Annotated in this window: 18 protein-coding genes and 2 riboswitches; of the genes, 5 read left to right on the top strand and 13 right to left on the bottom strand. The window is 49.3% G+C overall.

The window, feature by feature from the left end:
- Positions 1–66: 66 nt before the first annotated feature.
- From ACTU3N_RS19355 to eat, 5 genes are all read right to left on the bottom strand, one after another.
- Positions 67–1,026: a D-2-hydroxyacid dehydrogenase gene (locus ACTU3N_RS19355; RefSeq protein ID WP_443087812.1), complete on the bottom strand. Its 960-nt coding sequence runs from the start codon at positions 1,024–1,026 to the stop codon at positions 67–69.
- Positions 1,027–1,156: 130 nt separating this feature from the next.
- Entirely contained in the window at positions 1,157–1,687 is a 531-nt protein-coding gene (locus ACTU3N_RS19360) for a 2-oxo-tetronate isomerase (RefSeq protein WP_443087759.1), read from the bottom strand.
- Between the two features lie 84 nt (positions 1,688–1,771).
- The gene (gene eutC, locus ACTU3N_RS19365; protein ID WP_443087760.1) at positions 1,772–2,551 is read right to left on the bottom strand and encodes an ethanolamine ammonia-lyase subunit EutC; all 780 of its coding nucleotides are present in this window, start codon (positions 2,549–2,551) and stop codon (positions 1,772–1,774) included.
- Positions 2,548–3,936, bottom strand: coding sequence for an ethanolamine ammonia-lyase subunit EutB (locus ACTU3N_RS19370; RefSeq protein ID WP_443087761.1), 1,389 nt, complete (start codon positions 3,934–3,936; stop codon positions 2,548–2,550). Before ACTU3N_RS19370 ends, eutC begins: the two co-directional genes overlap by 4 nt.
- Before the next feature lie 9 nt (positions 3,937–3,945).
- Entirely contained in the window at positions 3,946–5,322 is a 1,377-nt protein-coding gene (gene eat, locus ACTU3N_RS19375; protein WP_443087762.1) for an ethanolamine permease, read from the bottom strand.
- A 651-nt stretch (positions 5,323–5,973) separates the two neighbouring features.
- On the opposite strand from eat, the gene ACTU3N_RS19380 reads away from it, so the two are divergent.
- From ACTU3N_RS19380 to ACTU3N_RS19400, 5 genes are all read left to right on the top strand, one after another.
- Complete coding sequence (locus ACTU3N_RS19380) at positions 5,974–6,663, top strand: winged helix-turn-helix domain-containing protein (RefSeq protein ID WP_443087763.1); 690 nt, start codon at positions 5,974–5,976, stop codon at positions 6,661–6,663.
- Between the two features lie 1,047 nt (positions 6,664–7,710).
- Positions 7,711–7,782: riboswitch (Fluoride riboswitch) on the top strand.
- A 111-nt stretch (positions 7,783–7,893) separates the two neighbouring features.
- The gene (locus tag ACTU3N_RS19385) at positions 7,894–8,796 is read left to right on the top strand and encodes a DHH family phosphoesterase (protein WP_443087764.1); all 903 of its coding nucleotides are present in this window, start codon (positions 7,894–7,896) and stop codon (positions 8,794–8,796) included.
- A 9-nt stretch (positions 8,797–8,805) separates the two neighbouring features.
- The gene (locus ACTU3N_RS19390; RefSeq protein WP_443087765.1) at positions 8,806–9,228 is read left to right on the top strand and encodes a universal stress protein; all 423 of its coding nucleotides are present in this window, start codon (positions 8,806–8,808) and stop codon (positions 9,226–9,228) included.
- Positions 9,229–9,242: 14 nt separating this feature from the next.
- Positions 9,243–10,529, top strand: coding sequence for a phosphopyruvate hydratase (gene eno / locus ACTU3N_RS19395; RefSeq protein ID WP_443087766.1), 1,287 nt, complete (start codon positions 9,243–9,245; stop codon positions 10,527–10,529).
- A gap of 47 nt (positions 10,530–10,576) precedes the next feature.
- Positions 10,577–10,768, top strand: coding sequence for a hypothetical protein (locus tag ACTU3N_RS19400; protein WP_443087767.1), 192 nt, complete (start codon positions 10,577–10,579; stop codon positions 10,766–10,768).
- 115 nt (positions 10,769–10,883) lie between these two features.
- On the opposite strand, the gene ACTU3N_RS19405 is transcribed toward ACTU3N_RS19400, so the two are convergent.
- The 8 genes from ACTU3N_RS19405 to ampH all read right to left on the bottom strand — a co-directional run bounded on the left by ACTU3N_RS19405 (position 10,884) and on the right by ampH (position 18,985).
- Positions 10,884–11,339, bottom strand: a complete 456-nt coding sequence (locus ACTU3N_RS19405) for a hypothetical protein (protein ID WP_443087768.1) — start codon at positions 11,337–11,339, stop codon at positions 10,884–10,886.
- A 108-nt stretch (positions 11,340–11,447) separates the two neighbouring features.
- Positions 11,448–12,050: a LuxR C-terminal-related transcriptional regulator gene (locus ACTU3N_RS19410; protein ID WP_443087769.1), complete on the bottom strand. Its 603-nt coding sequence runs from the start codon at positions 12,048–12,050 to the stop codon at positions 11,448–11,450.
- 451 nt (positions 12,051–12,501) lie between these two features.
- The gene (locus tag ACTU3N_RS19415; protein WP_443087770.1) at positions 12,502–13,272 is read right to left on the bottom strand and encodes a histidine phosphatase family protein; all 771 of its coding nucleotides are present in this window, start codon (positions 13,270–13,272) and stop codon (positions 12,502–12,504) included.
- Between the two features lie 375 nt (positions 13,273–13,647).
- On the bottom strand, positions 13,648–14,070 hold the full coding sequence (locus ACTU3N_RS19420; RefSeq protein WP_443087771.1) for a helix-turn-helix domain-containing protein: 423 nt from the start codon (positions 14,068–14,070) through the stop codon (positions 13,648–13,650).
- Positions 14,067–14,375 carry a hypothetical protein gene (locus tag ACTU3N_RS19425; protein WP_443087772.1) on the bottom strand — a complete coding sequence of 103 codons (309 nt, stop codon included), beginning with the start codon at positions 14,373–14,375 and terminating at the stop codon, positions 14,067–14,069. The genes ACTU3N_RS19420 and ACTU3N_RS19425 overlap by 4 nt, the downstream gene beginning before the upstream one ends.
- A gap of 134 nt (positions 14,376–14,509) precedes the next feature.
- Positions 14,510–14,585, bottom strand: a riboswitch (Fluoride riboswitch).
- A 299-nt stretch (positions 14,586–14,884) separates the two neighbouring features.
- Positions 14,885–16,603 (bottom strand): lysophospholipid acyltransferase family protein, encoded by a 1,719-nt coding sequence (locus ACTU3N_RS19430; RefSeq protein ID WP_443087773.1) that lies wholly within the window; start codon positions 16,601–16,603, stop codon positions 14,885–14,887.
- 136 nt (positions 16,604–16,739) lie between these two features.
- On the bottom strand, positions 16,740–17,711 hold the full coding sequence (hemB, locus tag ACTU3N_RS19435) for a porphobilinogen synthase (protein WP_443087774.1): 972 nt from the start codon (positions 17,709–17,711) through the stop codon (positions 16,740–16,742).
- 116 nt (positions 17,712–17,827) lie between these two features.
- On the bottom strand, positions 17,828–18,985 hold the full coding sequence (gene ampH, locus ACTU3N_RS19440) for a D-alanyl-D-alanine-carboxypeptidase/endopeptidase AmpH (RefSeq protein WP_443087775.1): 1,158 nt from the start codon (positions 18,983–18,985) through the stop codon (positions 17,828–17,830).
- Positions 18,986–19,096 lie beyond the last annotated feature (111 nt).

The raw sequence follows: 19,096 nt of genomic DNA on the forward strand, positions 1-19,096 counted from the left end.
CAGGGATCGCACGCTTAACCTTTGATTGTAATGCTAAGGCGCGACACCTGCCTGGTGTAACAATGTTTAGCGATCGACGCGATTTTGCGGCTGCCCGCGCAGAAATGCGCTCACGTTTTCCACCGTGGTGGCCAGGATGCGCCCGCGCGCTTCCACCGATGCCCAGGCAATATGCGGCGTAATCAGGCAGTTTTGGGCCGCCAGCAGAGGGTTTTGGGCAAGCGGCGGTTCCTGAGATAAAACATCGAGCGCCGCTCCGGCGATGCGCCCCTCGTTGAGCGCCAGCGCGAGATCGCGCTCATTTATCAAATCACCGCGCGAGGCGTTGATGAGCAGGGCGGTCTTCTTCATCTTGCTAAGCGCTTCGGCGTTGATCATTGCCTGGGTTTGCGGGGTTAACGGGCAGTGCAAACTGATGACGTCCGCCTCACGATACAGCGTATCAAGGGAAACATAACGCACGCGGTCGCTTTCCAGCGCGGGATTGGGATGCGCGCTGTACGCCAGCACCTGCATCCCCAGCGCCTGCGCTATCGTTGAAAACGCCTGGCCGATACGGCCATAGCCGATAATGCCGAGCTTTTTACCCGCCACTTCAATCATCGGTTTCAGCCAGTAGCTAAATTCACGCTGCTTGCTCCAGCCGCCTGCATGGACATCCGCATCATGTTCGCCAACGCGGTTACAAAGCTCAAGCAGCAGCGCGGTGGTGAATTGCGCGACCGTTGCCGTGCCGTAGGTTGGCACGTTGGAAACAGGAATATTTTGCGCCCTGGCCGCATCCAGGTCGACCACGTTATAGCCCGTGGCGGTGACCGCGATAAACTTCAGCTGCGGGCACTGGCGAAGCACGTTTTCATCAAGGCGGCTTTTATTGATAACCACAATGTCGGCATCGCCAATCCGCTCGACTATCTGCTCCGGCTCGCTGTGGTCATACAGGTGCAGTTCGCCCAGTTGCGCCAGCGCCTGCCAGCTCAGATCGCCAGGGTTGAGTACGCCGCCATCTAACACCACGATTTTCATCATTCGTCCCTTATTGTTTGCGGCAGTACGCCAGCCTGGCGCACCGCGAGGAAGACTCAGGGATTATTGATGGGGCGTTGATTGAATTCAATGATAAAAAACGCGCCGTGCAACGTTCTTGATGTAAACGTTACTCTAACAGGGCGATAAGCTGCGCCAGCGCATACTTCACCGCTTGCTCAAGCACGGCCTTACTGTCGCCTTCAAAAAGGCGCTTTACCGCGAGCGGCGGCTGGCCTGGCAAGCACCAGGCGAACCACACGGTGCCTGCCGGAGTGCCATCTTCTCCGCCATCCGGCCCGGCGTAACCGGTCACCGCAAGGCTTACGCTTTCGCGGCTGACGTTTCGCGCGCCTTCGGCCATTTCGATTGCCGTCTGTTCACTGACCGCTGTCCAGCGGGCGAGCGTTTGCGGCTTGACGCCCAAAAGCTGGCTTTTGGCCTCATCGGTGAAGGTGACGAACCCGCAGCCAAAAAACTCGGGCGTATCTTTCGCCGCACACAAAGAGGTGGCGATTTGCCCGCCGGTGCAAGACTCAGCAACCGCAACGCGCAGTTTCTGACTCACCAGTATATCGCCTAACTTATTTGCCAGCGCGATAGCACTCAGCGCTTGCGTATCGATATCACGACTCTTTTCCGGTGAATTTCTCTCGTCCATAGTGTCCCGTTTGCCATTATTTGTTCACAATTTTCACTGCTGTGAGTATAGCAGGCACTCTACAGACGGGACGTGTTTGAAGGGTTAGCCGACGCCTGCTATGCGTGGCGTGACGCGCCCGTGCAGCGCCGGGTTATCGCTCTCATCTTTGAGCTTTACACCGGTCAATTTACGTAAAAAAGCCTGCTCCAGCAGCCACGCCAGTTTAAAGGCCGCGGCATCAAAGCTCAGCCCTTGCGGGCGAATATTAGAAATGCAGTTGCGCTCGGACTCGATACGCGTGCGCAGCGGCTGCCAGGTGAGATAGACGCCGAGGCTGTCCGGCGATGACAGACCCGGCCGCTCGCCAATCAATATCGCCACGGCTTTGCTGCCGAGCGTTTCACCGATGTCATCGCCCAGCGCAACGCGGGACTGGTGCGCCAGTACCACCGGGCCGAGTGTAATGCCCAGGGTTTGCAGGTAAGGTTGCAGGGCGGCAATCAGCCCTGGCGCCTGGCGATGGACGGCGTAAGACGACAGGCCATCCCCGACCACCAGCAAAAGATCGTGTGCGGGCGTGCGCCGGGCTGTGAGGGCCTCGCGGCTCTCTTCGCTCAATACTCTTCCCAGATCCGGGCGCTGAAGAAAGGTATGCCTGTCGGCGGCGGCGCTGTGTGCTTGCAGGGTTTGCAGCCCCATCTCATTAAGGGTGTTTGCCAGGCTTTCGCTGTCAAAAGGCTGGTGGATGGCGTCTCGTGCCTGGGCGTGGGCGAGGCCAAAACTGAGGACTTCACGGGTTGGCAGGCTGGCGCCGCAATGGCCAAGCGCGATGCGTGCTGCGGTGAATTCCCGCAGCAACGACCAGGCATCCGGGGCGCTCATGCGAATTCCCCTTGCGGTAAGACGCTCAACAACGGATGGTTAGCGCCCGTTAGTCGCAGCTGGCCGTGGCTGTCGATTATCTGCATGCGCATCAGCCATTCGGCAAACTCCGGCGCATGTTTCAACCCCAGCAGGCGGCGGGCATACAGCGCATCGTGAAAAGAGGTGCTCTGGTAATTCAGCATAATATCGTCAGCGCCCGGCACGCCAATCAGGAACGTCAGCCCGGCGTTGCACAGCAGGGTCAATAAGGTGTCCATATCATCCTGATCGGCCTCGGCGTGGTTGGTGTAACAGACATCGCAACCGATCGGCAGCCCCATCAATTTGCCGCAAAAATGATCCTCCAGCCCGGCGCGGATGATCTGTTTGCCATCATAAAGATATTCCGGGCCAATAAAACCGACCACGGTATTGACCAGCAGAGGCTTAAAATGCCGCGCCACGGCGTAGGCGCGCGCTTCGCACGTCTGTTGATCTACGCCGTGATGCGCATTCGCCGACAGACAACTGCCCTGACCGGTTTCGAAATACATTACGTTATCGCCCAGGGTGCCACGTTGCAGGTTCAGTGCCGCCTCTCTGGCTTCTTGCAGCAAGGCCAGGTTGATACCGAAGCCGCTGTTCGCCGCCTCGGTGCCAGCCACCGACTGGAACACCAGATCCACCGGCGTGCCGCGCTCCATTAGCGCCAGGGTATTGGTCACATGGGTCAGTACGCACGATTGTGTGGGAATGGCGAAGCGCGTGATGATGTCATCCAGCATCTGGTTGAGTTTTTTGAGCACCGGCAGGCTGTCGCTGGCCGGATTGATGCCGATGACCGCATCGCCTGCACCATACAGCAGGCCGTCGAGCGTGCTGGCGGCGATGCCTTTGATATCATCCGTGGGGTGATTGGGTTGCAGGCGCACACTAAGATGGCCGGGAAGCCCGATGGTGTTACGAAAGCGGGTAATCACGCGGCACTTGCTGGCAATCAGGATCAAATCCTGGTTGCGCATCAGTTTGCTTACGGCGGCGGCGATTTCCGGGGTGATTGCCGGGGCGATATGACTCAGAATGGCCGTATCGGTCGTGTCTGCCAGCAGCCAGTCACGAAATTCGCCAACTGTCAGATGCGCAATCAGCGCAAAGGCGGCGGCATCATGCGTGTCAATGATAAGCCGCGTGACCTCATCCTGCTCATAGGGGATGAGCGGTGTGGCGAGAATATCCCGCAGCGGCACATCGGCCAGCGCAATTTTTGCCGCCATCCGCTGCTCTGCCGACTCTGCGCCAAGACCCGCCAGCATGTCGCCGGAGCGGGCAGGGGACGCTTTTGCCAGCAGGTCTTTCAGGCTGGCAAACTGCCACGTGCGGCGTGCCAGCGTCGTTTTATACATATTCCCTCCTCAGGAGAGCGCGCGCAGTAGCGGGTCGGCTGCTGCGCGTTCACGTGCCTGCGCCGTTTTACGAAAGCCGAGATAACCGCCTGACATCATCAGCGCAAAGAGCAGCGCCAGCAGGGGGTTATACCAGACCATCGCCACCAGGCAGAGTACCGCCATTCCCAGCGCAAATGCGGGTGCCCACGGATACAGCGGCGCTTTAAACGGGCGCGCAAGCGTCGGTTCGCGACGACGTAACGTAAACAGCGCCGCCATCGAGACGATATACATAACAATAGCGCCGAATACTGACATCGTCACAATGCAGGCGGTGAGCGGCATGCCGCTGATGGTGATGAGCGAATCAGAGAAAATAGCCGCAATCCCTACGACGCCGCCAGCCAGGATCGCCAACTGCGGGGTGCGCGTTCTACGGTTAAGCCTGGCAAGCCTTGCCGGAAGATAACCCGCTCGTGCCAGCGAATAAATTTGCCGCGAGTAACCCATAATAATGCCGTGAAACGAGGCGACCAGGCCAAAAAGCCCCAGCCATACCAGCATATGCAGCCAGCCACTGCTGCTGCCAACCACCGTTTTCATGGCCTGCGGCAGCGGATCGTTGATATTTGAGAGCGCGCGCCAGTCGCCCACGCCGCCTGCGAAAATCATCACGCCGATGGCGAGCACTGTCAGGGTCAGGATCCCGCCGCCCAGGGCGCGGGGAATGGTTCGCTTAGGATCTTTGGCTTCCTCCGCAGCCATAGACGCACCTTCTATTGCGAGGAAAAACCAGATAGCAAAAGGGATAGCGGCAAACATGCCTGGTAAGGTTTGGCCGCTAAAGCTGTCTGCGCCTGCCCAGCCGTGCGCGGTAAAATTGTCCCAGGAAAAACCGGGTGAGACCACGCCCATAAAGACCAGCAGTTCGAAAATGGCCAGCAGAGTAACGATCAACTCAAAGGTCGCGGCGATACCCACGCCGAGAATATTGAGTGTCATAAAGATAAGATATGCACCGCAGGCGACCCATTTGGCATCCAGTAAAGGAAACTGCACGTTAAGGTATGCGCCAATCGCCATCGCAATGGCCGGTGGGGCAAAGACAAACTCAATTAAGGTGGCGAAGCCCGCGATAAAACCGCCGACAGGCCCGAAGGCGCGGCAAGCGTAAGCAAAAGGGCCGCCAGCATGAGGGATCGCGGTGGTCAGCTCGGTAAAGCTAAAAATAAACGCGCAGTACATAGCGGCTATCGCCAGCGCGACAATAAGAAAACCTAAGGTGCCAGCCTGCGCCCAACCGTAGCTCCAGCCAAAATATTCTCCCGAAATGACCAGCCCGACAGCAATCCCCCATAAGCGGACGCTGCCAAGCGTTCTGTTCAGGGTCGTTGTTGCACTCATTTTCTCTCTCCCCATAACATGACGTTACAAGGAGACTGCAAACCGGATGCCAAAAATATTATTCTGAATATTCAGGTGGTTGACAGAAAACTAAAAAAACAATGCACCTGTGCCGATCGTTTCTGCCCGCCGTTGCCCTGTTATGGTGAGATTGTTCGTGGTTATTCTCGCGATTGTTGAAATTCTTTATTGAGTAAATATCAGGCATGTTAGGGTCTTATTTTTATCCGCGAATTCTGTAATAGAAACGTTGGGTATTTATATCTTGCTTTATAGTCTTATTTTTAGTGTGGTTGTTTTGTAATAATAAACTTAACGTTAAATGGGTTAATAAAGTTGGGAAAATAATATTAAATATTATAAAACGCCTCTGCTGATGATTTATTTTGTTGAACTGAGGTTTAAGAAAGCATGAAAAGCGATGTGACACGGGGTCATTTGGAGTGTTATATTGAATCGCAGGCGTAATTATGGTTTTTTATGTCTTTAATGGGGGTTTTAAAATATTTTATGTTGTAATGTATCAGAAATAGCTAAATCATAATTTCTCAAAATAATCATATGGATATGTTTCGCCATTTTCCTGGTGGCGAGCTGAATCTTTATTGTTTTATGGATTCAAAATTATATTCGGCAAGAAAGGGATGAGTTATGAGATTTTTACTAATCACTCAGGATAAATTAAGAGCGCATCATTTACACACTGTTTTTCTCGAAAATAATAACGTGCTGGATATTAAATATGAACATTGTGAAACGTTTCGTGCTTATCCAAAATATAAAGAAAGCTATAATCCACAGGCAGTCATCCTTGATGTGACGCCCTATACTATATCTGTAGCGATACGTTTTTTGTTATCCGTTATTAAGTGGGCAAGCCATATCCCTGTCGTTTCCCTGACACGAGACTGCTGGCAGGATAAAGTTTTGCTGTTGCGAGCAGGTGCCGTTGACTGCCACAGCTATGTTGAAGATGCCAGGCTGTTGTCTGCACGGCTGGATACGATTACTCGACGCAATCACGGTTTTTTCTCTGAAATTTTAAAAATAGATCCTTTCCAGTATGACCTGCGGAAACGGAAATTCTCAGTTTATGGGCTTGAGATAAAGCTTACTCCATTCGAGTCGCTGATTATTGAGGTACTGATGCGCAATAAAGGCAGGGTATTGAATAAAGCTGAAATATTACTCCAGTTTCGTATGGAGGTGGGAGGGGAAAAAAATCACTCCTTTGAGGTTATTATTGCACGTTTACGGCAAAAAATTTCTGTATGGTACCCGGATTTTTGTTATGTGATCCGGAATATCCGTGGGCAGGGCTATATTTTTGAAGTGAGTTAGTTTTTTCTCACATGTAAAACGCAGTGGCGGCATTGAAAAAAATGCCCCTTCATCTGGCCATGTCGGGGCGAATATAACTATGTGTACGTTGTTTTTATTGCATGCCTTCCAGGCAATGCATCAGCTACAGAGAAAAGCGTAATGAAGTTAAAGTAAACGGATTGGCAATAAATTTTTTATATAAGTAAAAGGTGAATATAGGATCATAAGTGATATAAAGATATACTTTTTTTATTTTGTGTCATTAGTCTGCTAATGTTCTCTGCTTGACATGTTACAAAATTGCAAATTCACACTTGTTTTGTCTGTCAGTGCTGAATTTTCTGGTGTTCAACAAAAAGCGTTATCGCCTGTTTTAAAATTCACTGGCCTGGTTGAATTATGGTTTAAAAAACAGTTGCTATGTTTTTACCAGCACTGGTCATACTTCACAATTGTGTTGTATGAGGAATACAAGGATGGTCAGTGTTATTTGAGTCCTCGTGTATCTTGTTCTTTTTACAGAGTAAACAAAACTTGATTTTTTTAACTTTTGCCCATTGTCCGAGTGGGCTTTTTTATATCTGCGTAATCTCTCTGTAATATGTTTAGGGACGTCATTGTTTCAAGAACGCTTTGAGCCAGGATTTTTCGATAAATAATATCCTGGTATATAACCTGTGTAGATCAATTGTCTGAAAGAGACTTGCAGTGATTAAATAGCAAAAGGCAATAGTATTTTATTGTATTTTTTATCTTTTGCGGGTAACGCACCCCGGTGAACAGGTCTGTATTGATAGCCAGCGGCTGTTGTTTCTCGAATTTTAAACGGTTAGGTCTCTTTTACACGCTTTCTTGATGGATGCCATGCTATTACCCTGCAATGGCCTTTATTCAGTGCTAAACAATTGAGCTGGTGTTGTGAAGGTTAATAACCTGGGGTGGTGAAATTTTGCAGCTGTTAGCCTGCGGTTGAATTTGTGGTTTCAATATATGGATAGACTTTGTGGCGTCATCGACTGATAAAAATGTGGAGCTTAAACTATGGAAAGACTTTTCACCTGAAATCGCGTTGAAGGTAATGGTGTTCTACCTCTCCCAACCGCCGGAATAATGCCGGATGATGACGCCTGATATAGCATTGCTTTTTTGATGGGCACTTATGTCAGGTATATTTATGTTCACATGTTCGTATAGCAGTACATATTTAAATTCTTCCGGGCACGCGTGCAGTCTAAGAAAGGAGGCATCATGATCTACGTTTTTGGGCATTTGCATCCCGACAGCGACAGCATTTGCAGCGCGCTGGTGACGGCCGACTGGTTAAATACAGTAGGGATGCCGGCAACACCCTACCGACTCGGCGATATTTCCGCAGAAACCAGCTATATTTTACGCCAGGCTGCGGTGTGTCAGCCCGAATTACTGGATTTTAGCCTGCACGGGAAAAAAGTCTGGCTGGTTGATTTTACCGATATGGAACAGGGTCCTTCTTCTTTACCTGATAGCAATATCGTTGGAATTATAGATCACCATCGGCTGGGTACAGTCACCACGCAGGAGCCGCCTGATATATGGGGTCGTTCCGTGGGTTGCTGCGCGACGGTTATCTGGCAAATCTGTAATATTGAAAGTCATTTAGCGCTGTCATGGTCGCAGGCCACGCTGCTTTTAGGCGCTATTGTCAGTGATACCGTTGGATTAACTTCTCCGACAACGACCGCGCAGGATATTGCGGCCGTTAAGTTTTTATCTGTCGTGAGTCAGTTGAATTATGAGCACTTTGTTCGCGGCGTGCTGACAGCAAAAACAGATATACATGGCTATACGCCTGAGCAGTTGCTCATGAAAGATGCTAAGCGTTACCAAATTCAGGGGTTATCTGTACTGATTTCACAAATTGAAGTTGCCGCAATGTCGGCTATTGATATTGTTTTACCTGAACTGTTAATCGCCCTGGAAAAAGAAAAACAGGAAAATAATATTGACATCGCCATGCTGGTAGTGACAGATATTTATAAAAAAACATCTTCGCTCTATTTTTCTGAAGATAACGTTATACCTTTAAAAAATTTCACGCTGCCCGGCGCAGTAAGTCGGAAGAAGGAGATTTTACCTTGGTTAACGGCAACGCTTTCTAAGGCAATAAGGTGAAATATATCTATGTATAAACATGCGCTTGTCCTTATCAATAATGAAGAAGACGGTCAGCAGATTTTACAAAGCATTGCGCAAAATTTTTATCAGTTCGGCACTGCAATTACGCTGGCACATGTTACTGAAGATTTCCGTGAGCTGGATATCACCAGCGATGCGTTTATGAAAGATAGCCAGTCAGAAGAGATAATCCTCGCCAAAGCGATGCTCAGTCATCTGGTGGAGAAATGCAGCTTTCCGGTGCAGGTCAAAGAGTTCGTCGCGTTGCGCTATTTTGACGATATTACCCATTATATCGATCGGGAAGGCATTGATTTGTTGATTATGGGGCATAAAAACAGATTATTTGGTTCGTTTTGCGCACATGCGAATAAGTTTATTAATCATCCCGGCATTGAAGTGCTGATTAAACATATTAATACTCATTAAAATTCGAGGGTTATATGAGCTTCTCTCTTGAAAAAATTATTGCACGTGAAATTTTAGATTCCCGCGGGAATCCTGGCGTGGAGGTCGACGTATTTTCCGAATGCGGGATCCAGGCCAGGGCTTCGGTGCCTTCCGGAGCCAGTACCGGCTCTCGCGAAGCCATCGAATCCCGTGATGGCGATAAGATGCGTTTTGGCGGTAAAGGGGTTTTAAACGCAGTACAGAGAATTAATAAAAGTTTAAACAATCTTTTGAAAGGGCATGATGTGCGTGACCAGCGCGGCATTGATAATATTATGCTTACTCTGGACGGAACGGAAAATAAAGAGCACCTCGGTGCCAATACCATTCTTGGTATCTCTTTGGCCGTGTCACGGCTCGCTGCACAATTAACGAAACTGCCTTTGTATCGCTATCTTGGTGGTGTGGGGGCAAATTTACTCCCCGTCCCCTGTATGAATATTATTAACGGCGGTGTCCATGCGCGTAATCAGGGGGCGGATTTTCAGGAGTTTATGATAGCGCCTTTCGGTGCGCCAACATTTCGTGAAGCCATGCGTTGGGGAAGTGAAGTTTATCAGACGTTGCGGCAAATTTTGCTGGAAAAAGGGCTGTCTGTCGGTGTCGGCGATGAAGGTGGGTTCGCGCCGGTTGTTTCTTCAAACCGTGAGCCGCTTGAGCTGATTGTACAGGCAATAGAAAGAGCCGGTTATCGCGCTGGAGCAGATATCGCGATATGTATCGATCCGGCCTCCAGCGAGTTTTATTGCGACGGGAAATACCAACTGCGCACGGAAGGTGCCGCGCTGACCTCCCTGGAAATGACCGATTATTATCTGACGCTGGTGAATGATTTTCCGATTGTGCTGCTTGAGGATGGTCTGGCAGAAGATGACTGGGCAGGCTGGAAAATCCTGAATGAAGTATTAGGAAGCCAAATCGAAATCGTCGGCGACGATATCTTTGTCACTAATGTGAAATATATCAAGCGTGGGATTGAGGAAAATCTCGCCAATGCCGCATTGATTAAACTTAACCAGATTGGCTCACTGAGTGAAACCATTGATGCCGTCCAGCTTTGTCATGATAACAACTGGGGGACATTTATTTCTCATCGAAGCGGTGAAACGGTAGACAGTTTTATTGCTGATATGACGGTGGCATTGCACGCAGGCCATCTTAAAACCGGCGCACCGTGCCGGGGTGAACGTGTCGAAAAATATAATCAACTGATGCGCATAGAAGATGAGTTAGGTGCTGGCGCGGTGTTTGCCGGTAGGTCTGCTTTTAAATATTGCTAATCGATATTTTGCCCTGACACGACGTCAGGGCAATGAGGAACAGACAAGTGAAACCTCATGTTTTTATTATTGCAATGCTTACTGGCATGTTTGTAACTTATGTCGTGCTTTGGTTTATCTATATCGATGACGGCATTGAACTGGCACCAGCGATGGTGGTTTTTTTATCACTGTTTGTGGGGGCGATGGTGCAACAATTGATTCGTTTTTTATTATCTAAACGTATTCGAAGCAAATAATACCCCTGCCGTTAAAAACGCACGCGACGGCAGTGAAAGTAAAGCAGGTTCGTTTTTCTCTGTCTTTCACTCTTTATTTCAGAACCGTTCCTTTCTCTTTTTACCTCGCTCTGGCTTATCCTGGCTTTGCTGTGCTATTTTCCCCATTGGGAGAGGTTGCCGCTGCGACTCGCCTGAGACTTTCCAGAGCCGGTATATTTCTCTCATTGCCGGAGATATGTTTATGTCGCATAAGTAAAATCTCACCTGTATTGATGCGCGCAGCATAATGTTGCAGTGCCTGTGGCTTATTGCGTTGCGGTTGCTTCTGCCTGGAATATAATGAATGCAATGATTGAGTTGCCCGGCAGGGCTTTGGCACGTGAAACTTTCTTTGCGTTAAAAGCTGTGCATCAAGAAACCGGATGAGCCGATGAAAATTATGTCTCACCAGGTGTTTTAAACTATGTTTATGGGCATGTTCTGGTTCTGTTTTGCATGTGGTTAGTGATTGCCCTTCAGAGGGCACTTGCTGGGTCGGTGTGCTGCCTAAAATGAATAGCAGGCAAATACCCGCGTGAAACTTACTCATGGTGCATTATCCGAAGGTAAATGGCTGGTTTGGTGTGAAAACAGCCATCCCTGGTTTATATCCTGCCGTTATCTTTTTAAATCGAAATACAGCCGTTGCGGGGGGATCTTAAAAAGCAAAAAGCATTTTGAGGTTGCGTAAACCCATCTTTTTTGCACAGTTATGGCGATGGATATAGACTGTCTTATGACTGATACCTAATTTCCTGGCTTGTGCGGCAACGCTTTCCCCATGGAAAAAACCGTTTAAAATATCAATTTCCATCCGCGTGAAAGTAATTTTTCGATGGGGCTTTAACGAAAAGTTGCGTGAGGTCTTGCCTTTTAAGATGTCACTTACGCGCCAGATGGTTGAGTACTCATCAAGCACGACTGCGGGGACAGTACGTTGTAAAAAATTTACCACCCACGAGTCATGTTTTCTTTGTTCAAGGAAAATGACCAGGCGGCCTAAATAAAGCGAACTGGTGGTCAGTAATGTACTAAGCCATAAGGGTAAGCTCATTTCTGAAGTAAGACATAACACAATTGTCGAGATCGAACCTTCTGGTTGGCTGTACATTGATGCTTTCTGCTGCCATGTATCGAAACTGTCGATAAAAACAGGCTGCTTATCCTGCATCAATGCGGCTTCGTCCACGAGAATGCGTAATCCCTGATGCTGAATGTTTTCCTGACCTATAAAGACAATATAATCCTCAAGTTGCGACATAAACCTTCCCTTATAATTTAATTTACCGCACTGCCATAACTGCCTTATCCATAAAGATCTTTTCTGCAAAACATATTTAATAACTGTTGTTAAGAATATCCTCATTCAAAGATTGATTGAAGCTTTTAAAAGGTGAGCGATTAATACGTTAATGCTATTAAAACATCGCATTGTATTGCTATGCATCACCGCTAAATTAATGTGAAAACAATAAGTTCAGGTCATTTAACAAAATGAAAACATATTTTTAATATCGTCTTATCAAAGCCGAGGAGTCAGACTACTAATATGAATTTTCCTGGTATAGTCAGCTTTTACATCTGTGTTGATTATTTTTTATTTGCAACATTTATACACAATCGGTAGTGCAATGATTTTTTCAAGCCGATGACTTTAATAAACGCATTGGAATTAAGTAGCCGCGAGAGCAGCTACTTTTGACAGTAATACGTTATTTTTCCTGTTGTGATGCGAGTAATTTTTTCCCCATGTTGACATATTGCATATCACCAATCTCATTGACCTGATAGCGACCATCGTGCCAGGTAATTCTTACCGCAGCGGCATTACCTGGCCCTGTTTTTTTCGCAGGATCGTTTGTCATATTTGAAATCATTACGCCAATAGACATACCGGAAGAGACCACCAGAACTTTACTGGCACGATGACGTAGCGCATCTTGCGTAATATAGTGCAGCGCTTGTTGCATTCTCTCCCGGACCTGGTTTGCCGTTTCTGCATCTCCTCTCTTATCTACCTGATGGATGCTATCCACCAGTTCATCAAGCGGCATTTTTCCGGCAAGACGTAACGCGGCAATGTCCTGGCCTGACTTTTGGCTAACGGCATCGTTCATCTCTTTGTTCGGTAATCCTTCGAAACCGCCAAAGAAAACCTCCCGCAGACCGGTTAATTCAATGGGCAATTGTTTTTCTTGATGCTCATTCATAATCAGAGCCAGTGTTTCCCGTTGTCTTCCGGAATCTCCTGAATAATAACGCTCGAAAGGAATGGTTTTAGACCTTAAACCGAAAGCGCGGGCCACCTCAATACCCAGGTTGGTTAAAGGCGTATCAGACCAGCCCTGAACGCGATCATAAAGATTAAAAATCGTTTCTCCGTGGCGCACGAACAAGATATCAACAGTGCCTTTCGCACTATTCAGTGCTTGTGCCATTGCGCTGGAGCTTAAAAGAGTCAGTGCAGCTAATATGTATCTCATTTTGTTTTCCTTATGCCTGATTTCCTTATGCCTGATGAGGTGTGCTTCGATATTTAATTTTATGATTGATCACTATGCATAAAGTACGCTTGGTAATAACTGTTTTTTCGATTGATAAATAAACGCATCATATGTAACGCTATGTTGAGAAAGGATTTATATTAAATATAAATCGTTTTTCGCGAAGCGTTAGCGTGTCGTTTATCCATATTCATATCGTTACGTTTCATTTTGCAGAATTTAGATTTAAAAAATTCTTAGCATACTCGGTAGCTGATGTTTTTCGTAAATCAGGAACAGGTGCGGCCCTTTACCCAACCCGTCGCCTGTAAATTACTCGACGTTGGCCTGGTATTGACTATAAAGTTGGTCAATTTACATAATCTTTAGCGGAATATCGCTCCCGGAATGATACTCAGTAAGATATTCCTTGCGGCTTTCACTGCATGCATTACATTTTGCGTTTTTACGGCAACCACCTGGCGTGCAGCCCGTTTCGCGTTTGAAATAGTGCGTAAAAGATTGCTGGGAAGGAAAGTTATGCATTACGGATATCTCCGCTAGTGAATGATCCCATCTTTTTAGATCTTTGATAATTCTGCTAAGCCTTAATTTGCGGCAAAAACTGCCAAGCGTGATGTGATGGTATTTATAGAATACTCGTTGAATATGTCCTTTTGAATAGCCCGATATTTCTGCAATTTTCTCGATGGATTGATTCTGTCCGTTATTGACCACTAACCAGTTGATGATATCGTTAATTACCGCTTTATGTAGCTTCTTAGTGTTACTGTTCATTTTAGCGCTCCCTTTTGATAGAAATAACCCTTTAAAAAATATTTAATAAATGGCTGTTCAGAATATAAAACTGCATATTCAAGAGTATCCTGAAGATTCAGATCATAATAGTTTGCCAGCCTGCCTGCATTTTTTATTGCATTGAAATAGGATTCCGTTAACTGTTGGTTATAGCATAAGCAACCAAAGACAAAGCCGAGATTAAATTCCGGGTCGTTGGCGCTTTTTTCGCCTGGCGTTAAATATTTATTCGCCAGAACTCCTTTAATAATACCTTGAGAAAACGCCATGTGTCGTTTATTCATGGGGTATTCCTGACGTTTGGACAGAGAAATACCAGAGAAAAATGCTAAAATTATTAGCGAGGAGTGTCATACGCTGCCCTTTCTTGATTACAGCATATGCAGGTAACAACCCGACATACGCTACGTTAAGTAACGAAATATCAGGCGTCATCAGAAGTTTGTATCAACAAACTACGGTTAATCAGGTGGTACGCCATCACCTTCTCTTGAGGGGGTACACTATCTATATAGTGCGAATAGCGCAATACTTAATAAAAATACGTTGAGAGTCCGTTTAATGAGTAAAAATATTAATTAGAAGGAGTGATAAACGAGGATTGGTTAGCACTTTTGATTGAAGGAAAATGTGTTTTTCAGGACGTAAGATAATCTTTAACAAAGGAGGTAAATATGTCCTGGAGACCTTTTTTATATGTCATTTTAACGAAAAATCCTCGCCTTAATAGCCGCCGAGCACGCTTGCGTTTGATACACGGTTAATAACCCTCTCCCGCAGGAGAGGGCAAGTATTAGCTGGCTTTCTGAGTAGGCAGATGCGCTGCGATATAACGTTCGTAACGATTGCTTTTCAGATACGTTAAATCGACCAGCACCAGACCATCAACGCAGTTATTAAAGTCTGGATCGCTGCCGAAATCGATAAATTGCACGCCGCCAGGTTCACACAGCTCAGAGTATTGCTTATACAGCGGCGGGATGCCGCAGCCGAGATTGCCAAGCAGTGATTTCAGGCGCGTCAAATCCTCGGTGTAATCCTCTCCGGTAAACTGGGCCATCACCTCCGGCAGGCTGGCAGGCCAGGGGCGTCGCGAGGCGGCCAGCGGAGAGTTTGCCGGAAACCATATCCGGTAAAATGCGACCAGCAGATCCCGCGCAGCAGGCGGCAGTCCCCCGGAAATGGTTACCGGACCAAAAAGATAGCGGTATTGCGGGTAGCGGGCGAGATAAGCGCCTATCCCGGACCAGAGATAATCCAGCCCCCGTCGGCCCCAGTAGCGTGGCTGTATAAAGCTTCGCCCCAACTCTATGCCCTGCTGTAGCACGTCATTCATTCGGTAGTCATAGTGAAACAGGCTGTGACTGTACAGACCTTCCGGCCCGTGTTTGTCTACCTGATTAGCGGTTGGCATAAAACGATAAGCGCCAACAATTTCCAGATCGTGCTCATCCCACAAGATCAGGTGCAGATAGTCGTCGTCGTACTTATCCGTATCACGACGTTTGCCGCTGCCTTCGCCGACCGCGCGAAAGGCGATTTCCCGTAATCTGCCCAGCTCACGGAGTAACGGCGCATCTTCCTGACCTTGCCGTTGCCAGAGATAAATCGTTTTACCATCGGCGGTGTGGCCGAGGCATTCGGCTTTGTTCAGCTCGCGGCGCAGCGTTACCCGTTCTTCCGGGCGCGCGATAGCGCATTCCGTTTTGAAGACACCTGGCAACCCTTTACCCAGGCGCAACACATGCTTGCGGCATTTGCTCGCCAACTCTCGCGGGGAAAGCTGCGGCATATGCCAGCTCGCCCAGGGAATACGCTGACCGATTTTTATCGGCAGGTTACTGTTACGACGACGAAACATCTGCTGTATCAATAGCAGTAACGGCAGGGCAGATGAGACAAGGGTGCTGGCATAAAACAGCGGGCTATTGCGGGCTTCTATCCATGCCGGTAATAGCGGAGCGCGGTATTTTCCTGCAAGTTTGATAAACCCGGCATGCCACTCTTTGTCGCGAATGCCTTTACGCGTCACGCGAGAGACTTCCCCTGCCGGGAAGAAGATCAGCACGCCGCCGTTTTGCAGGTGGTTGTCCATCTGTTGCAGGGAGGATTTCCGCGTGCGTCCGCCCATATTATCCACCGGGATAAAGAGAGAACTGAGCGGCTCCAGATGCGACAGCATACGATTAGTGACGACTTTGACATCGCGACGCACGCGGGACACCGCGTACATCAATGCCAACCCGTCAAGGGTGCCGGTCGGGTGATTGGCTATCATCACCAGCGAGCCGTGTTCAGGAATCTGTTCGAGGTCATGCGCGGGTATGGTGCAGCGGATTTGCAGGTGCTCCAGCACCTGTTCCACCATATCCACCCCTTTTAAATGCGGGTGGCGCGCGGCGAATTGTTGGAATTCTTGTTCGTGCAGAAGGCGTCTGAGCAATTTTTTTTGCCATGGTGTGGGCCTGGCTTGCGGCCAGAGGTCATCAAGCACGTTGTCGAGACTAAACATGGTGGCTTCTCCTCACGTCTTGTGAAGAAAGTATAAGCCTGAGATGACGTTTTTATTTCAGCAGGGTGAATATATGGCAGCTATAAAGTGTGATGAATATCACGTCAAAAATGTAAGCGGGCCAGGCCCGCTTATTTTAAAGGAGGTTACGTTCGGCGAGATCTAATGTGAAATAACTGAAAATGAGATCGGCCCCTGCGCGCTTAATTGCGCCGAGACTTTCCAGGACCACTTTGTCTTCATCAATTGCGCCTGCTTGCGCGGCAAATTTGATCATCGCGTACTCACCGCTCACCTGATAAGCACCCAGCGGCAGCTCGGTACGCTCGCGGATATCGCGCAGAATATCCAGGTAAGCGCCCGCCGGTTTAACCATCAGCGCATCGGCACCTTGTGCCTCGTCAAGTAAGGATTCGCGGATCGCTTCACGACGGTTCATCGGGTTCATCTGATAGGTCTTACGATCGCCTTTCAGCGCGGTGCCAGCGGCTTCACGGAAAGGGCCGTAGAACGAAGAAGCAAACTTCGTCGAATACGACATGATGGCGGTATCAAAAAAACCTGCGGCGTCCAGCGCCTGGCGGATTGCCTGCACCTGGCCGTCCATCGCGGCGGAAGGCGCTATAAAATCGGCGCCTGCGGCGGCGGCCACCACAGCCTGTTTACCCAGGTTAATCAGCGTTGTGTCGTTATCCACGCCGTGTTCGCACAACACGCCGCAATGCCCGTGGGAGGTGTATTCACAAAAACAGGTATCGGACATCACAATCATCTCCGGTACCGTCTCTTTACAGATGCGCGACATCCGCGCCACCAGGCCGTTCTCCTGCCAGGTATCGCTGCCGGTTGCATCGGTATGATGGGAAATACCAAACGTCATCACCGAGCGAATCCCCGCTTTCGCGATGCGTTCGATCTCGCGGGCAAGATATTTCTCAGGAATACGTCTTACGCCCGGCATGGCGGCGATAGGCTGGTAGTCGTCCAGTCCTTCTTCGACAAAAATCGGCAACACCAGGTCGTTTTTGCTCAGTGTTGTCTCTTCAAACATAGCGCGCAGCGCGGGTGATTTGCGCAGGCGGCGAGGGCGAGTGATTAAATCGGTCATGATATGCCTGATATAAAGGAACGAATGCGGCCATTGTAGCCGAAACAGCACGCCAGCGTTTTACCAAAATCGTCGTTAATACGGCAAACGGCGCGCACCGTTTGCCGTGATTGCGCTCAGGATGCGGGAACTATTTTCGGCTTGTTATTGCTCAGCTCGCTCACCAGCTCGTTGACGCCATCGCTCATATTGGCAAAGCGGGTCAGTGCGGAGCGCGTGACCACCACGAAAACGCCCACGTTATGCTCTGGCACCATCGCCATGTAAGTGATAAAACCCCCGCCGCCGCCGGTTTTCTGAATAATGCCAGGGCGACCCTCTTTTGGCGCCATATAGACCCAGCCAAGACCGAGCGCATCGGCTTTACCGGGGACATCCATGCCTATGACTTTGGTAAGTTGCTGGCGCGGATAGATAAGGGTTTGCATCCGATCGGCCTGGCGGCTTCGCTGGTAGAAGTCCGATGAGAGGAACTGCTGCATCCAGCGCATCATATCGCCCGGTGTTGAATAGACCCCGCCGCTGCCAATGGCGGCCAGCGTGTTGTTACACGGGCTGGCACCTTTCTCCGCCACCATCAGGCGCTTGCACTGATCCGGCGAGGGGGTAAACGTGGTGTCTTTCATCCCCAGCGGGCGGGTAATGTGCTCTTCGAACAGTTGCGTCCAGGGCTTACCGGCCGCGCGGGAGAGCGCATCAGCCAGCAGATCGAACGCCAGATTGGAGTAGGCCGCCTGCGCGCCTGGCGCGGTTTTAAGCTTTGCTGTAGAGAGCCAGTTCCAGCGCTGCTCGCGCGTTGGCCAGACGAACACCGGGCGATGGGCGGCACCGCCGGGCTGCTCGCGGGGCAGGGCGCTGGTGTGCGTTGCAAGATTCACCAGGCGGATGGGTTGCCCCTGATACGTCGGCACCCGCGCACCGGGCGGGGCGTATTTACTGAGCGGATCGTCAAGTCGCACCACGCCCTGATCGAGCAATTTCACCAGCATTTCGCTGGTCATCAGCTTGGAGAGAGACGCGATACGCACAACCGAGTCCAGCTGCGGGCGAACATTGCTGCCGGGGCGGGTTTCGCCAAAACTTCTGAAAACACGCTGGTTACCGTCAATCACCACCATTGCCATGCCCGTTGCGCCGCTACCATAAAAGATATGGTTGGCGTAACGTTCTACGATATCAGCAGCAAAAACCGGATCGGGAGAGGTTTGCGCGGCCTGGACGGGAGCCAGGCTCGATGCGCACAGCATCGCGGAAAACAACAGACAACGTTTCAACGCAGAAATCCATACAAGAAATGGGAAATATAGAGCGTATTTATACTACTTAGCGCCACGTTGCAAAGGCTCAATTAGCGTATTGTTTTGCCTTAATCCGTAACGTCAGGT

This window comes from Vagococcus sp. WN89Y (genome assembly GCF_052220145.1).
Classification (GTDB): domain Bacteria; phylum Pseudomonadota; class Gammaproteobacteria; order Enterobacterales; family Enterobacteriaceae; genus Kosakonia.

What these genes read in the sequence shown, in the direction of transcription:
- ACTU3N_RS19355 (WP_443087812.1), bottom strand. Translation starts at nt 1,026, where the DNA reads ATGAAAATCGTGGTGTTAGATGGCGGCGTACTCAACCCTGGCGATCTG.
- ACTU3N_RS19360 (WP_443087759.1), bottom strand. Translation starts at nt 1,687, where the DNA reads ATGGACGAGAGAAATTCACCGGAAAAGAGTCGTGATATCGATACGCAA.
- eutC (WP_443087760.1), bottom strand. Translation starts at nt 2,551, where the DNA reads ATGAGCGCCCCGGATGCCTGGTCGTTGCTGCGGGAATTCACCGCAGCA.
- ACTU3N_RS19370 (WP_443087761.1), bottom strand. Translation starts at nt 3,936, where the DNA reads ATGTATAAAACGACGCTGGCACGCCGCACGTGGCAGTTTGCCAGCCTG.
- eat (WP_443087762.1), bottom strand. Translation starts at nt 5,322, where the DNA reads ATGAGTGCAACAACGACCCTGAACAGAACGCTTGGCAGCGTCCGCTTA.
- ACTU3N_RS19380 (WP_443087763.1), top strand. Translation starts at nt 5,974, where the DNA reads ATGAGATTTTTACTAATCACTCAGGATAAATTAAGAGCGCATCATTTA.
- ACTU3N_RS19385 (WP_443087764.1), top strand. Translation starts at nt 7,894, where the DNA reads ATGATCTACGTTTTTGGGCATTTGCATCCCGACAGCGACAGCATTTGC.
- ACTU3N_RS19390 (WP_443087765.1), top strand. Translation starts at nt 8,806, where the DNA reads ATGTATAAACATGCGCTTGTCCTTATCAATAATGAAGAAGACGGTCAG.
- eno (WP_443087766.1), top strand. Translation starts at nt 9,243, where the DNA reads ATGAGCTTCTCTCTTGAAAAAATTATTGCACGTGAAATTTTAGATTCC.
- ACTU3N_RS19405 (WP_443087768.1), bottom strand. Translation starts at nt 11,339, where the DNA reads ATGAGTAAGTTTCACGCGGGTATTTGCCTGCTATTCATTTTAGGCAGC.
- ACTU3N_RS19410 (WP_443087769.1), bottom strand. Translation starts at nt 12,050, where the DNA reads ATGTCGCAACTTGAGGATTATATTGTCTTTATAGGTCAGGAAAACATT.
- ACTU3N_RS19415 (WP_443087770.1), bottom strand. Translation starts at nt 13,272, where the DNA reads ATGAGATACATATTAGCTGCACTGACTCTTTTAAGCTCCAGCGCAATG.
- ACTU3N_RS19420 (WP_443087771.1), bottom strand. Translation starts at nt 14,070, where the DNA reads ATGAACAGTAACACTAAGAAGCTACATAAAGCGGTAATTAACGATATC.
- ACTU3N_RS19425 (WP_443087772.1), bottom strand. Translation starts at nt 14,375, where the DNA reads ATGAATAAACGACACATGGCGTTTTCTCAAGGTATTATTAAAGGAGTT.
- ACTU3N_RS19430 (WP_443087773.1), bottom strand. Translation starts at nt 16,603, where the DNA reads ATGTTTAGTCTCGACAACGTGCTTGATGACCTCTGGCCGCAAGCCAGG.
- hemB (WP_443087774.1), bottom strand. Translation starts at nt 17,711, where the DNA reads ATGACCGATTTAATCACTCGCCCTCGCCGCCTGCGCAAATCACCCGCG.